The 14,365-nt window shown below is 73.4% G+C and carries 8 protein-coding genes; 6 read left to right on the plus strand and 2 right to left on the minus strand.

Annotated features, from left to right (window positions below; translation table 11 throughout):
* Window positions 1-19 precede the first annotated feature (19 nt).
* Window positions 20-6,382 (minus strand): protein kinase domain-containing protein, encoded by a 6,363-nt coding sequence (locus ABTY20_RS00750; RefSeq protein WP_351994844.1) that lies wholly within the window; start codon window positions 6,380-6,382, stop codon window positions 20-22.
* A 122-nt stretch (window positions 6,383-6,504) separates the two neighbouring features.
* Here ABTY20_RS00750 and ABTY20_RS00755 point away from each other — a divergent pair, with 122 nt between their 5' ends.
* Window positions 6,505-6,840, plus strand: coding sequence for a hypothetical protein (locus ABTY20_RS00755; protein ID WP_351994845.1), 336 nt, complete (start codon window positions 6,505-6,507; stop codon window positions 6,838-6,840).
* Window positions 6,841-6,868: 28 nt separating this feature from the next.
* On the opposite strand, the gene ABTY20_RS00760 is transcribed toward ABTY20_RS00755, so the two are convergent.
* Window positions 6,869-8,776: an SMI1/KNR4 family protein gene (locus ABTY20_RS00760; RefSeq protein WP_351994846.1), complete on the minus strand. Its 1,908-nt coding sequence runs from the start codon at window positions 8,774-8,776 to the stop codon at window positions 6,869-6,871.
* Window positions 8,777-9,161: 385 nt separating this feature from the next.
* Between ABTY20_RS00760 and ABTY20_RS00765 the strand changes: the two genes are divergently transcribed.
* The 5 genes from ABTY20_RS00765 to ABTY20_RS00785 all read left to right on the plus strand — a co-directional run bounded on the left by ABTY20_RS00765 (window position 9,162) and on the right by ABTY20_RS00785 (window position 13,862).
* Window positions 9,162-9,524, plus strand: a complete 363-nt coding sequence (locus ABTY20_RS00765; protein WP_351994847.1) for a YciI family protein — start codon at window positions 9,162-9,164, stop codon at window positions 9,522-9,524.
* A complete protein-coding gene (locus ABTY20_RS00770; protein WP_351994848.1) occupies window positions 9,521-10,774 on the plus strand; it encodes an RNA polymerase sigma factor in 1,254 nt (417 codons plus the stop codon). Before ABTY20_RS00765 ends, ABTY20_RS00770 begins: the two co-directional genes overlap by 4 nt.
* A 710-nt stretch (window positions 10,775-11,484) precedes the next feature.
* The gene (locus ABTY20_RS00775) at window positions 11,485-12,579 is read left to right on the plus strand and encodes a hypothetical protein (protein ID WP_351994849.1); all 1,095 of its coding nucleotides are present in this window, start codon (window positions 11,485-11,487) and stop codon (window positions 12,577-12,579) included.
* Window positions 12,576-13,058 carry an NUDIX hydrolase gene (locus ABTY20_RS00780; protein WP_351994850.1) on the plus strand — a complete coding sequence of 161 codons (483 nt, stop codon included), beginning with the start codon at window positions 12,576-12,578 and terminating at the stop codon, window positions 13,056-13,058. The genes ABTY20_RS00775 and ABTY20_RS00780 overlap by 4 nt, the downstream gene beginning before the upstream one ends.
* Window positions 13,059-13,082: 24 nt before the next feature.
* On the plus strand, window positions 13,083-13,862 hold the full coding sequence (locus ABTY20_RS00785) for an SDR family NAD(P)-dependent oxidoreductase (protein ID WP_351994851.1): 780 nt from the start codon (window positions 13,083-13,085) through the stop codon (window positions 13,860-13,862).
* Window positions 13,863-14,365: the final 503 nt, after the last annotated feature.

Here is a 14,365-nt window from a genome sequence, read left to right on the forward strand (position 1 = left end):
GTCGGGGGCGCGGGGGCGGTCAGCGCAGGTGGAAGTAGGCGGCGTGGTGCTCGACGACGGCGTCCCAGTCCGCGTCCGCCGGGAAGCGCACGACGTCCCAGCCGGCCTCCTCCAGGCGGTAGCCGGCCTCCACGTCACGGGTGGAGTCGGCCGGCCGGCCGGGGACGTCGACGAACACGGCGAGATGGACGCCGTCCAGGCGGAAGACCAGGTCGGGGCGGGCCGCCGCGGCGCCGACGAGGACGTCGACCTCGTCCGGCAGCCGGTGGCCCTTCGCCCTCAGCCAGCCGAGCAGGTCGCCGCGCGCGACGAGGGCCGCCAGGTCCGTCTCCACCGGGGTCGGCGCGGCCGCCGCGGCACCCCCGGACGCGGCGCCCGCCCCCCCGGCCGCCGGGGCCAGCCTGCGGAACGCCTCGCTGCGGGACTCCCCGCGGTCCTCCCGCTCGGTGCGGGCGCCGGCCAGGCGCAGCAGCAGCGGGCGGGCGGTGTGCCGGCTGAGCTGCCGGTGGTGCCCCTGGTTGGCGTACGTCAGCAGGCAGGTGTAGCAGCCGCGGGCGCACCTCTCGTGCTCCGTGGGCCCGCCCAGGTCCTCGCCGGTGTCCGGGTCGAAGTGGCAGATCTCCAGCGCGGTGCGGGCGGCCTTCGCCAGGGCGTCCCTGTCGTGCTGGATGCGGCGCAGCACACCGGCGCCGCCCTCGGCGGCCTCGGTGAACAGCAGGCGGCGGCGCGGGCCGTCGTCCGGGGGCAGCAGCTCCGCCGTCAGCTCGGAGTCCTCCAGCTCGAACGCCGCCTCGACGCCCCGCTCCAGCGCGTACAGCAGCGACAGCGCCACCGGCTCGGGCTGCGGCTCGTCCAGCGTCACCACCAGGATGTTGCGGCGGTCCTCCACGTACGGCAGGACCCGCTTCTTGCGGCGCTTCTCGTTGCCGTCCTCGTCGACCACCGGCATGCCGGTGCCCTCGATGGCGTCCGCGGCGGCCCGGTCGTTGAGCCAGCGGCCGTCGCCCAGGTCCAGCCAGTAGCCGTCCGGCTCGCCCTCCTTGTCGCGGACCCGGCCCAGGTTGGTGATGCGCACCGTCGCCGAGTCGCCGTAGTCCAGGTCCAGCACGGGCGCGCCGCCGGCGTCGGCGACGTGCGAGGTGAGGCGGCCCCTGCGGACGCCGTGGTCCTGGAACGCGTACGACGTCTCCAGGCGGAAACCGGCCCGGCGGCGCTCCTCCTCGTCGGAGGAGATCCGCTCGCGCGGCGTGGTGTACACCGTGTGCAGGTGGAGCAGTCCGGTGCGCTTGCCGCGCAGCGGCTCGCCGCACATCGCGCACAGGTCGGAGCCCGCCCTGACGTCGTGGTGGTAGCCGCAGCCGTCGCAGCGCCGGGCCTCCGCCGTCGCCAGGTCGCCCGAGGCGTCCGGCGGCAGCTGCACCCGGGTGACCTGGTAGCGGGCGCCCTCGTGGTAGATGAGCGCGCCGGGACCGAACTCGCGGATCGCCAGGAACCGGGGACGCTGCAGGTAGTCGCCGTCGGCGCCGCGGCGGCTGCCGGAACGCGGGATGTACGCGGCCAGCGGCAGCCGCGGGAAGCTGTAGCCGGGCAGGAACCCCTCGGACGCCAGGTAGCGGTACGGGTTGAAGTCGCTCATCACCGACGTGCTGTCGGTGGAGCGGTTCAGCAGCAGGTTCGTCTGCGTCTCCGCCTCCCGGCGCCGGGTGCGCGCCCGCGCCTGCTCACCGGGGGACAGGGTGTGGTCGACGACCCGCTTGTTCTGCTCGTACTGGTCGATGACGGCCGCCCGGAACAGGTCCCGCCACCGGTCGAAGGCCGCGTCGAACTTCTCCGGGGCCCGCTCGATGCGGTCCTCGATCCACTCGTCGTACCACCAGGTCGTCGCCTCGAAGTCCGCGATCAGCGGGGCGAGGACGGTGCGCGCGGCGGCCACCGCGCGCCGGCGGGCCCCCTCGTCCAGGGACAGGTCGCGGACGTCGCCGAGCAGCGGCAGCGGCATCCGCGGATCGGGGCGGTCGCCGCCGTCGGGGTCGTAGGCGACGTCGACGACGTCCGGGATCGCGGTGCCCAGCTTCATGCCGGTCTCCGCCAGCCAGATGCCCTGGAGGTGGGAGCGGACCAGGTCCTCGTTGGCGAGGTCCAGGCGCGGCGGGGCCACCTGCCCCGACACCATGTCCTGGGAACGGCGGAAGTAGTACTGGTCGTGGCTGTTGCCCGTCGCGCAGTACGTCGTCACCAGCGCGGGCTGGCCGGAGCGGCCCGCCCGGCCCGAGCGCTGCGCGTAGTTCGCCGGGGTCGGCGGCACGTTGCGCATCATCACCGCGTTGAGCGAGGAGATGTCCACGCCCAGCTCCATCGTCGGCGAGCAGTACAGCAGGGGCAGCTCCGCGTCGCGGAACCGCCGCTCGCGCTCCAGCCGGTCCTCCGGCGCGACCTGCGCGGTGTGCTCCCGCGCGAACAGGCCGGCCAGCTCGGCCGCCGCCGTGCGGTACAGGTCCCGGAAGAAGGGGTTGACGCGCGGGCCCTCGCCGCTGCTGTAGGTGCGCGCCAGCGGGTCGACCGCGCCCCGCTCGCCGTCACCGGCCCGCCAGACCAGGGCGGCGGCCGCCACCCGGTAGCCGGTGCGCTTCTCCGCCGCGCGGCGGCGGAAGGCCGGCCCCGAGCGCTCGGGCACCGCCTCCACCTCGCGCACCAGGTCCGCGTCCCGCAGCACCTTCAGCAGGTCCTCGATGACGCGCTGCACGTCCTCCAGGGACGCGGACGCCTCGCGCAGCTCGGGCACGTTGCGCCGCAGGTACTTGCCGAACTTGCCGCGCGCCGACAGGAACAGCGCCGAGCGCTCCATGCCCGGCCGCGAGCCGTACGGGTAGGCGGTGCCGACGGACGGCTGGTCGGAGTCGCCCAGCACCCACGGCCCGGTCAGGCGCTCCTCGCTCGCCCGCTGCAGGGCGTCGAAGTCGTCGCGGAAGTACTGCACGTCGATGGCGAGCCCGCGCCGCATGTGGTCGAGCAGCGTGCGGCCGATCTCCTCGCGCAGCGCCGGGTCGGCGTCGCGCAGCACGGCGTGCGCGGACCGCCAGCGGTCGGACCGGGCGGCGACCCAGCCCAGGTCCTCGTAGTCGATGCGCAGCAGGCCCGTCTGCTCCAGGTTCGGCATCGTGATGCGCCAGCCGCGCTCCAGGTCCCGGTAGAGGCGGTAGCCGACGACGTCCCGGAAGACCTTCGCCGCCCGCCGCTCCATGGACGGCGGCAGGTCCGTGCCCGCCGCGTACTCGCGGGGCGCCAGCCCCATCACCTCGGTGACGGCCTCGGCGAGGTCGTCGTGGCGCAGCCCCTCCTCGCCCGCCCGCAGCGCGGCCTGGTACAGCGCGCCGCGCAACTGGGTGACCTGGGCGAAGTCGTTGAAGTGCCCGGCCTGCAGGGAGGCGTCCTGCCGGTTGTCGACGAAGGTGAGGAGCTTGCGCGCCTCCTTGCCCAGGCTCTCCTCGGGCACCGCCCGCAGCGACTTCACGATCGACGCGGAGATCAGCGAGGTCGCCGAGGAGCGGCCCTCCTGGTCCAGGGTGGCCAGCTTGGCGAAGTCCCGGCCGCGGGTCTGCTCGTAGGAGACCTGGCAGTGCAGGCAGAACAGGAACGGCGCCGGCACGAACGCCGCCACCAGGCCCTCGCCCGACTCCTCGCCGCGGGCGTCCACGACGACGCGCCTGGGCACGCGCGGCCGGTAGGACTTCCTGACGACCATCACGCCCCGCGCGTCCGGCTCCAGCCACGACTCCGGCAGCCGCCGGTCGTCCACGGCCCGCTGCGGATCGGCCGGCCACTCGTAGTCCTGCCCCGGCACGCCCACGTACAGGTAGCCCTCGCCCTCGCGGCCCCCGGAGGCGGAGGTGTCCCGGCGCGGCTCGTAGCGGAACGCGCCGTGCTCCTCGGTGCGCCACACGGTCAGGTACTCCTGGCCGCACTCGCGGCAGAACGCCAGCGGGAACAGCGGCTTGCCGCCGCTGTCCGGCTGCTCCAGCTGGTAGGTGCGGGTCAGCGGCCGGGTGAGCGGGTCCTCCAGCGTCGTGTAGACGGTGTCGCCCTTGGAGAGGAACTGGTGCAGCCGGAACGCGAACAGCGGCCGCTCCGTCACCGGGTGCTTGGCCTGCGCGCCCGCCTCCAGGGTCGTCCGGATCGCCTCGCGCACGCTCTCCTCGGGCACCCCGGACGCGGCGGCCAGCTCGGCCGCCGCCTCCTCGACGGTGCCCGGGGCGCGGCGGCGCAGCCGGCCCGTGCCCTCCTCGCGCTCCAGCCCGAACCGGGACTCCACCCAGCGGGCGAGGGGGTCCTTCGTCAGCGCCTCGTACGCGCGGGGCGCCGCCGGCACCCGCAGCCGCTCGGCGGGCACGGACTCCGGCGCCTCGTCGGTCGCCCGCACCAGGGTCTCGCCGATGACCCGCTCCGGCAGCACCGTCGTGCCGAACAGCCGCCCGGCGACCCTGGCCACCTCGCGCCGCTGGTCCTCCCAGGACCCCTCGGTGGACATGGTCGCCGAGGTGCCGACGCACTGCAGGGACGCCGACGCCCGGCAGGCCTCGCGGACCCGGCGGATCAGGAACGCCACGTCGGCGCCCTGCCGGCCCCGGTAGGTGTGCAGCTCGTCGAAGACCAGGAACCGCAGCCCCTCGGCCATGCGGATCAGGCTGGACCGGTCGTCCGGCCGGGTCAGCATCAGCTCCAGCATCACGTAGTTGGTCAGCAGGATGTCCGGGGGGTTCCTGCGCAGCTCACGGCGCTCCTCGGCGGACTCCTGACCGGTGTAGCGGGCGAAGGTGACCGGCTCGCGGCCCTTCCCGAAGCCGTGGCGCAGGTACTTCTCCAGCTCCCCGAGCTGCGAGTTGGCCAGCGCGTTCATCGGGTAGACGACGATCGCCCGCACCCGGCCCCCCGCGTCCGGGCCCGCCGCCTCGCGCTCCCTCAGCACCCGGTCCACGATCGGCACGATGTACGACAGCGACTTGCCGGAACCGGTGCCGGTGGTCAGCACGTAGGAGTCGCCGGCCCGCGCGGCCTCGATCGCCTGCCGCTGGTGGAGGTGGAAGGTCAGCGGCCGGCCGTCCGGGCGCGTCGAGGTCTCCCTCTTGCCCGCCTGGAAGATCTCCGCGCACCGGGGGTGCAGCACGCCGTCCCGCACCAGGTCGGTGACCTGGCCGCCGTCGGCGAAGAACGGGTTCAGCGACAGCCACGGGTCGGGCCACTGCGACTTCGCCCTCAGGTCGTCGGCGACGAAGCCCTCGATCCGGGCGTCCCGGATCACCGTCCCGCTCCTGGTGAAGCTCTCGTACTCGGCGATCAGGTCGGCGTGGACGCCGAAGACGTCCATCGCCTCGGGCAGCCGCGGCTGCCTGCGCGGCACGGGCGCGGGCGCGGCGGGGGCCCGTTCGGGGAGCAGGGCGCGCAGCCGCGCCACCGGGTCCATCGTCTGCCAGTGCGGGGCGAGCAGGGCGGCCGTGGCGTCCGGCGCGAGCGCGAGCGGGACCAGCACCTCACGGACCAGGGCGGCGTTCTCCGGCCGCAGCTCGGCGTCCTTCTCGAGGAGGCGCTCCACCAGCCGGACCAGACCGGCGGGCAGGTCCGGGCGCACCAGGGTCAGCCGCGGCGGCCGCTCGTGCAGGTGCTGTTCGGAGAGCTCGTAGTGGGTGCGCGCGGAGAACGGCGGGCGCCCGATCAGCAGCTCGTACAGGATGCAGCCGAGCGCGTAGAGGTCGGCCGGGGCGGAGACCCGCTCGGCGCGGAACTGCTCGGGCGCCATGTAGCGGGCCGTGCCCAGGCTGACGCCGGTGCTGGTCAGCCGCGTCTGGTCGGGGTCGTCGACGATCGAGCCCATGCCGAAGTCGAGGATCTTGACGGTGCCGTCGCCGGTCAGCATCACGTTGGCCGGCTTCAGGTCGCGGTGGACGACCCCGGCGGTGTGCGCGGCGGTGAGCCCGGCCGCGATCTGCGCCCCGATCGCGGCGGCCCAGGAGACCGGGAGCTGGGGCTCCTCGTCGATGAGGTCGGCGAGCGGATCGCCGTCCAGCAGCTCCATGGCCAGGTAGGGCAGGCCGCTGCCGCCCGGGGCGTCGTCCACGCCGCCGTCGATCAGCAGGGTGAGGTTCGGGTGGCCCCGGGAGAGCATCCGCATGATCCGCACCTCGCGGCGGAAGCGGTCCACCTCCTTGCCGGACCCCGAGGTGTCCACCGCGATCCCGGTGCGGCCGCGCAGCACGGTCTTGACGGCGACGTGGCGGTGCGGGGAGTCCGGGCCGGCCTCGAGGTCCTCGGCCCGGTGCACCTCCCCCATGTTTCCGCGTCCCACGGCCCCCGTGATCCGGAACCGTCCGCCGACCGTCTCCAGCCCCACGTGCCCCTCCCCAGCTCCACCCGTCTCGTGCAAGATGGGTACATCGTGCAGGGAGCGTACACCTTCACGCCCGCCGGGAGAGGAAATCCTCACGTTGGCGTTGTCAACGTGTTATGGCTAGTGTGAACGCCCATGAGTGTGAGGTGGAGCGGGGGCCCGGCGGGCCGGCGCACCGGGCGGGGGACGCGGTGACCGGGCCGGGCATCGAGATCATCGGCCGTGAGGTCCTGCGGATCGACGCGACGGCCGAGCGCGAGGCGCACCGCATGGGCAAGGAGTGGCGCAAGCGCACGGAGACCCGTCGCGCCGCCCTGGTCTGGGCCCTGCACGTCCTGCTGACCGGCGATCCGGCCCAGCCGCCGGGGGACGCCGTGGAGCGCTTCCTGAAGTCCCTCGGGGGCGGCGCCGGGGCCCGTGCCGGAGGGCCGGGGAGCGCCGCCGCCCCTTGCGGAAGGTGAGCCCGCGCCGGGGTCGCGCGCGGCTTCGTCACCGCCCGGCGCGGACCGTGACGTACGCGTAGCCCTCGCCCTCCCGCGGTGCGCGGTTCCAGGACCGGGTGGTCAGGTGCGGCAGGATGCCCTCGGCCAGGGCGTGCCGGGGCAGGGAGAGCCCGAACCCGTCCTGTACGGCGGCCAGCAGGCGCCGCTCGCGGTCCGCGTCGTCGGCGCCGCGCAGGACGTGTTCCGGGTCGAGGGCCGCGGGCACCGGGCCCGTGCGTGCGACGTCCGTGCCGCGCAGCGTGTACGCGTACCGCTCCTGGCCCCGCTCGGCGACCGACAGGTGGAACACCGCCGGGGCGTCGTCGCGACCGCGGCGTACCCACAGCACCACCGCGCGCCCGTCGCGTGAGGCGGCGGCGGCCGGGGAGACGAAGAAGGTCCCGGGCTCCGACGGCCGCGGGGCCGTGTCGAAGCCGAACGCCCACCCGGAGCCCGTCCGGCCCACCGCCACCACGGCCCGGTCCTCCCACGGCGCCGAGTCGTCCCGCCGCCGGACGTCGTGGGGGAACCACCCGGCGGGACGGCTGGGCGGAGCGGTCAGGCCCGCACCCCCCTCCTCCCCGACCAGGCCGGGCAGCGCCTCCGGCTCCGCGCCCTCCACCCACAGGCACCGGTAGGAGCCGTACGGGGCGTTCCACCGCATGGTCTCCGCCAGCCAGCACAGCCCCGGCGGATCCAGGTCCGGCACCGGAGCGGGCACCGGGCCCGGCCGGCCCGCCCGGGGCGTGGCCAGCAGCTCCAGGCCCCGCTCCCGCGTCACCACCGGACCCAGCACGGGATCCCCCAGCAGACCGACCGGCGCCAGCAGGTCCGGCCCCGGCGGCGACCACGACGGCAGCGCGGCACGGATCAGCCGCCACGCCGTGTCCGTGTCCCCCCGCCTCGCCGACTCCCGCGCCTCGGCCACCGCATCCCCGAAGGCGCCGTCCGGCGCGTAGCGGTGGGATCCGTCGCGGAGCCGGGCGAGGATCTCGTCCGCGGCCGCGGTGACCTCGTCGTCGGTCGCGGCGCCCAGCACGAACCGACGGGGAGGGCTGCCGGGACGTTCGTCCCGCAGGTGCGCGGCGGCCATCGCGGGCACCAACTCACCCGTGCAGCGCGGATCGGCGACGAGTTCACCGAAGCCGTAGCGCCCGTACCCGAGGCCGTGCGCCAGAGCGTCCAGCTGCCGCAGCATGCCCAGGGCGCGGGGCCGCCCGTAGTGGTGCGCCTCGGTGAGCAGCTCCCGGGCGCTCTCCCACCTCCCGCTCAGGGCCTCCTCCCGTGCCCGCTCGACGTCGGCGTCCAGGGCGCGGGTGGTGTCGTTCACGAAGCCGGGAAGGCCGGCCCGGGCGGAGTGGAAGTCCTGGTACATCTTCTGCATATAGGCGCGGAACGACGGATAGCGGTCCGGGAACTCGCCGCTCCACCCCTTGTAGACGTACAGGGCCCACTCGCCGTCCTCGTCGGTGTCGCCCGGGTCCAGCAGGGCGTAGGACATGTCCGAGTCGGTCTCCAACTGCAGTGCCCGCCGCCACATCCCGGCCAGCAGCACCTCCTGCTCGGTCGAACGCCCGGTCAGCTGCTGCTGGTAGGCCGGGGTCATGTCGAACGGGTCCCCGAACCAGTCGATCTCGTGGGCCGCGCCCAGCCGGTGGATGGACCCCTCGTCGAACCGCCAGCCGTTGCTGGCCTCGAGGAACCGCCGGTAGGACGGAGGCAGCCGGACCCCCAGGCGCTCCTCGGCGGCGGCTGTCTCCGCCTCGGTCGCGGGCGGGGCGCAGAGCGCCAGGTCGGCGAGGGTCGTGCCGCCCTCCGCCAGCTCCACCGCCTCGTCCTCGCCCGGGACCCACTCCTCCTGCCAACGCCCAAGGAACTGCTGCCAGTCGACGTGGTTACCGGTCTTCTCGGTCATGGGCCGAGTGTGGCAGCCGCCACCGACAACGCCCTGAGCACCCGGGTCCCGGCGATCGTGCCGCGGTCACCGGACGGCCCGCGTCGGCCGGCAGCCGCTCCCGGGCCGGACGTCGCCGCCCCGCTTCACCGGGTTCGCGTCGGTCCCGCTCGTCGCCGCCCCGAACCGGGTGGGCAGGTCCACCCGGACCCCGCATCCGCGCCGGGAACCGGGGCGCCGGGTTGTAGGTTGATCGTCCGCGCCGCTCCGGCGTGCGGACCGGTCGACGGCGGCGCGGAAAAAATTCCGAAGAAAGTCGTCGTCGGATGTCGAGGACCCGTTCCCCGCTCCGACCGAGGGGTGACGGCGCGCCGACGGGGCGCGCGGGAGTGAGGGGACACCCGGGATGAAGTACGTCGCGATGATCTACGGCAACCAGGCCAAGTGGGACTCCTTCCCGGCCGAGGCGTGGCCGGAGGCGATCGCCAGGCAGGAGGCGTTCAACAGGAAGTACCGCGAGAGCGGTGAACTCCTCGGCGCCTACGGCCTGGCGGACGCGGCCAACGCCCGGCTCGTGCGCCGCGAGGACGGTGTTCCGGCGGTCACCGACGGGCCGTACCTGGAGACCAAGGAGTACATCGCCAGCTTCTACCTGCTGGACTGCGACAGCCCGGAGCGGGCGCAGGCGATCGCCGCGGACATGCCGTTCGCCGACGTGGAGCCGGTCGAGCTGTGGCCGGTGCTGCACGAGTCCGCGGCGGACGTGTGACCGCCGCACGCCATGCCGTCGAGGACCTGCTGCGCGAGCTGGCGCCGCAGGTCCTCGGCGCGCTCGTACGCCGCCACGGCGACTTCGACGCGTGCGAGGACGCCGTCCAGGAAGCCCTGCTGGCCGCCGCCCTGCAGTGGCCCGGGGCCGGCGTCCCGGACAACCCCCGGGGCTGGCTGGTCACCGTCGCCTCCCGCAAGCTGGTCGACCGGATCCGCAGCGACAGCGCCCGCCGGCGCCGCGAGGACGCCCTGGCCCTGGCCACCCCGCAGGCCGAACTGCTCGGCCACGCCGCCGACACCGTCCCCGACGCGGACCGGGACGACTCGCTGGCCCTGCTGTTCCTGTGCTGCCACCCCGCGCTGTCACCGGCCGGCCGGATCGCGCTGACCCTGCGCGCGGTCGGCGGCCTGACCACCGCGCAGATCGCCGCCGCCTTCCTGGTGCCCGAGGCGACCATGGCCCAGCGCGTCAGCCGGGCCAAGCGGACCGTCAAGGAGTCCGGCATCCCCCTGACCGTGCCCGAGGGCACCGATCTCACCGAGCGGCTGGCCGAGGTGCGGCACGTGCTCTACCTGATCTTCAACGAGGGGTACACCACCACCGGCGGCGCCGGTCTGACCGTGCCGGAACTCTCCGCCGAGGCGATCCGGCTCACCCGGATGCTGCACCGCCTGGTGCCCGACGACACCGAGACCGCGGGGCTCCTCGCGCTGATGCTGCTCACCGACGCGCGCCGCCCCGCCCGCACCGGCCCCTCCGGGGAACTGGTGCCGCTGGCGGAACAGGACCGCGGCCGGTGGGACCGCCGGCTCGTCGCCGAGGGCGTCGACCTGATCAGCCGGACCCTGCCGCGCGGCCGGGTCGGCCCGTACCAACTGCAGGCCGCCATCGCGGCCGTGCACGACGAGGCCGAGGACACCGGCACCACCGACTGGCCCCAGATCCTCGCCCTGTACGAGCTCCTGGAACGGTTCGGGCCGAACCCGGTGGTCTCCCTCAACCGCGCGGTCGCCGTCGCCATGGTCCACGGCCCGGCCGCGGGACTCGACCTGGTGACGGCCCTGGAGGCCGACCGTCGCACGGCCCGCCACCACCGGCTGCTCGCCACCCGCGCCCACCTCCTCGAACTCCTCGGCGACCACGGGGCCGCCGCGGCCTCCTACCGCGAAGCCGCCCGCCGCACCACCAGCGCCCCCGAGCGCCGCCACCTCACCGCCCGCGCCCACCGCCTGGAGACCCGCGCCTGACACGACGTCACACGGTGCGCCGCGCCCGGTGTCCGACGGCCGGCTAGTGAGATCACCAGTTCACGCTCGGCAGCGCCTCGCGGTCGGTCCGCCGGCCGCCCGTCCCACCGCCCGCCGGTCCATGGCAAGAACCGCGCCATGTCAGGTGGGCTCCGGGGCGGCCCGGCACCCCTCGACCGAGGTCGGAAAAGGTTGTATCCGCCCACACCGGACAAGTCCGCGCCGATTTCGCGCCACATTATCGGAAGGGGTGAGGAGGCCGAATCGGCGTGCCGGTGGTCCTTCGTACAAGGAACTGCCCCGCTCGCCCTCGCCGAAAGGGAACTGAAGCGTTGAAAGTTTCAATGATGTTTGAGATGATCGCCAGCAGTCCTTAAACCCCATGGGGTCAGCAAGCAAGACCCGGAAGGCAACGGGTCAGTAACTTACCGGCCGGTTCGTCCTCTGTCCAGTCAGTGAAAACCGATAATTGCCGTGACGTGAAGGCACGTGTCGCAGTGGATATCCGCTGAGGTGATCGCTGTCTGTCGCAACAGAAAGAAGCGGAATGCTGAAGAGAACGCGCTCCTGCGCAGAAGCAGCTCCTGCGGAGATATCCGTCACAGGAGGATCGATCGTGACCGCCTTCGGCTCCGGTGCGCGAGGGAGATAGAGCACCCGCAGGCCGGTGCCGCACGATCACTTCTTCTGCGTCATGGAGGCGTTTCACCTTGGGATTACCACGCGAGACCCGGACGGTCTGGCACGACCTGGAGTTACGGGTCCGGGCCGAGGACCCCGAGGTCCTCGACTACGTCAGCAGCCAGCACCGTCTCGCCCGCGAGGAGCCGGACCGGGCCGCCACGCGGATCGACATCGAAGCCGTCAGCTCCCCGTCGCGACTCGCGGAGCTGACCGCGAGACCGGCGACCGAGCGTCGTGAGTCCTACGCCGGCTGGTGGTACGGCTGCCACCGGAACGAGGACGGGGCGTTCGTCCTCGTCTCGCAGGAGGGGCACGAGTTCCCGCACGCCCTGATCACCACCGACTTCCTCACCTGGGAGATCGTCGCCGCGCACGAGCACGAGCTGGGCCTCGTCGTCACCCGCACCATGCGGGAACTGGTGCGCGAGCACTTCGTCGACCGCGGCGCGCTCATGCTGCACGGCGCGGCGGCCGTCCTGCCCGACGGCACCGGGGTGGTCCTCGCCGGTCCCTCCGGCGCCGGCAAGACCTCGGCCGCCGTCCAGCTCGCCCGCGCGGGCGGCTACTGCGTCGCCACCGACCGGTGCCTGCTGCTGGCCGACGGCCCGGAACGGGTCGTGGTCGGTCTGCCGCTGTCCACCCGCCTCACCCGGGAAGCGGCGGCCGGTCTCGGTATCGAGCCCGGCGAGAAGGACGGACTGATCAGACACGGTGAGGCGGCCGTCCGCAGGCCGGACCCCAAGGGCAAGATCTCGCTCAGCAACGGGGAGATGCGGCGTCTGGCCGGTGTCGAGTTCCTGGCCTCCACGCGGATCGACACGCTGGTGCTGCTCGAGAACACCGGCGCCCCCCAGCCCCTGTCCGGCCCGGTCGCCGAGGGGGAGGCCGTGTCCGCCCTGGCCGAGCACATCCTCGTACCCGACACGGCGTACCGCGGCCGGTGGCTGTCCGCGGACGCGAGCCCCGAACCGGCCGGTGACGTCAAGGGCCGGCTCGGCGAACTGGTCGCCGCCGTGCCCGCCCGGCACGCCACGTGGACACCGGCCACCTACAGGAGCGACGTTCTGGCGGCCTGGCTCGCCCCGCGCGCCGGTACCGAGAAGACAGGAGACCCCTCGTGACCACCACCCCGCAGATCCGTTACAGCGCCCGGGCCGTGCTGCTGGACGAGGACGACAGACTCCTGTTGTTCTCCAGCGTGGACGACGCCAACGGCGAGACCTTCTGGTACCCGGTGGGCGGTGGCATCAAGGAGGGGGAGTCCCCCGAGGACGCCCTGCGCCGGGAGGTCGAGGAGGAGACCGGACGCACGGAGTTCGAGATCGGCCCCCAGATCTGGTACCGGGAGGCCGTCGCCTCCTGGGGCGGCAACACCTACGACTGCCGCGAGCGGTTCTACCTCTGCCGCGTCTCCCACTTCTCCGTCGACACCAGCGGCTTCAGCCAGGGGGAGATCGACACGGTCTCCGGTCACCGGTGGTGGACGCTGGACGAGCTGGACGCCGCCACGGACCGGCTGGTGCCCGCCGATCTGGCACCCCGGCTGCGCGCCGTGCTCACCGACGGCGCCCCCGCCGAGCCCGATGTCGTCGGCAGCTGAGCACGGAACCGGAGGGACCAGCACGTGAAGGGACTGCGAGGACGGCCCGCCCTGGTGACCGGCGGCGCCCAGGGGATCGGCAGGGCGGTCGCCGAGCGCCTCGTCGAGGAGGGCGCCCGCGTCATGATCATGGACACGAACGAAGAGTTCGGGAAGTCGGCGGTCGCGGAACTGGCACGGCGCCCGGGCGGTGAGCACGTCGGCTTCGTGCGCGGCGACATCTCCGACGAGGGCGACGTGGTGGCCGCGGTGGAGGCGACACGGACCGCGTTCGGCGGTGTCGAACTCCTCGTGAACTGCGCCGCCGCGTTCATCACGCGCGGGATCGAGGCCACCGTGGAGGAGTGGCGGCGCGTCACGGACGTCAACATCATGGGCCACGCCCTGATGGTCAAACACAGCGCGCCCCTGATGGAGGCCGCCGGCGGCGGCAGCGTCGTCAACGTCTCCTCGATCTCCGCGCACATCGCGCAGCCCCGGTCCGTCACCTACAGCGCCACCAAGGCCGCCATCATCGGCATGACCCGGTGCATGGCCACCGACCTGGCCGGGGCCGGAATCCGGGTGAACGCGGTGAGCCCGGGAACGGTCTGGAGCGACAACCTCGCGCGCCGCTACCGGGAGAAGTACGGAGTGTCGCGCGAGGAGGCGGACGCCCGTCCGGACATCGGCGGCCGGCACATGCTGCACCGCACCGCCGACCCGGAGGAGATCGCCTCCGCCGTCGCCTTCCTGCTCTCCTCGGAGGCCGGTTTCATCACCGGTGAGAACCTCATGGTCGATGCCGGGCTCACCGTGACGTGACGCCGTCGTGCCGTGCGAGGGCCTCCACGGCACGACGGCAGTCGTGAGGCGGGGCTGCTCCGTCCGAAAGGAGCTGCCGCCCCGTTCCCTTGTCCGGCGCCGTTCGCCCGGCGCCGATGATCTGGTGGACCCGCACCCGCCGTAAACCCTCCTTTCTTTTCCCGAAGGTTTACGGGCGATCCGTGGCGCCCATTTACGCTCCCTTTCTCCGCGCTTTCCCGGGGCGTGCGTGAGGTGCCCGAATTCGGCACGACGCGCGATGAGGCGCGTGTGGAGATATCGCCGTCGCACGTGCCGGAGAGATGCCCTCACATTTCTTTGGATTCTCCTGGTGGATAAATGGAGTCCATTGATATACGTTTGCCGAAACCGGGCGGACATTGCTGGACCGGATCCACTGTCCGCACCGATCCTCGGCCGAGTGAGATGCCTCGACGCCGCGTGAGATGCCCCAGTACGCCGAGTAATCCCTGACGATCGTCAGGTATACGTCCGGAGGAATA

The sequence above is a fragment of the Streptomyces sp. NPDC126497 genome (assembly GCF_040302425.1).
GTDB lineage: Bacteria > Actinomycetota > Actinomycetes > Streptomycetales > Streptomycetaceae > Streptomyces.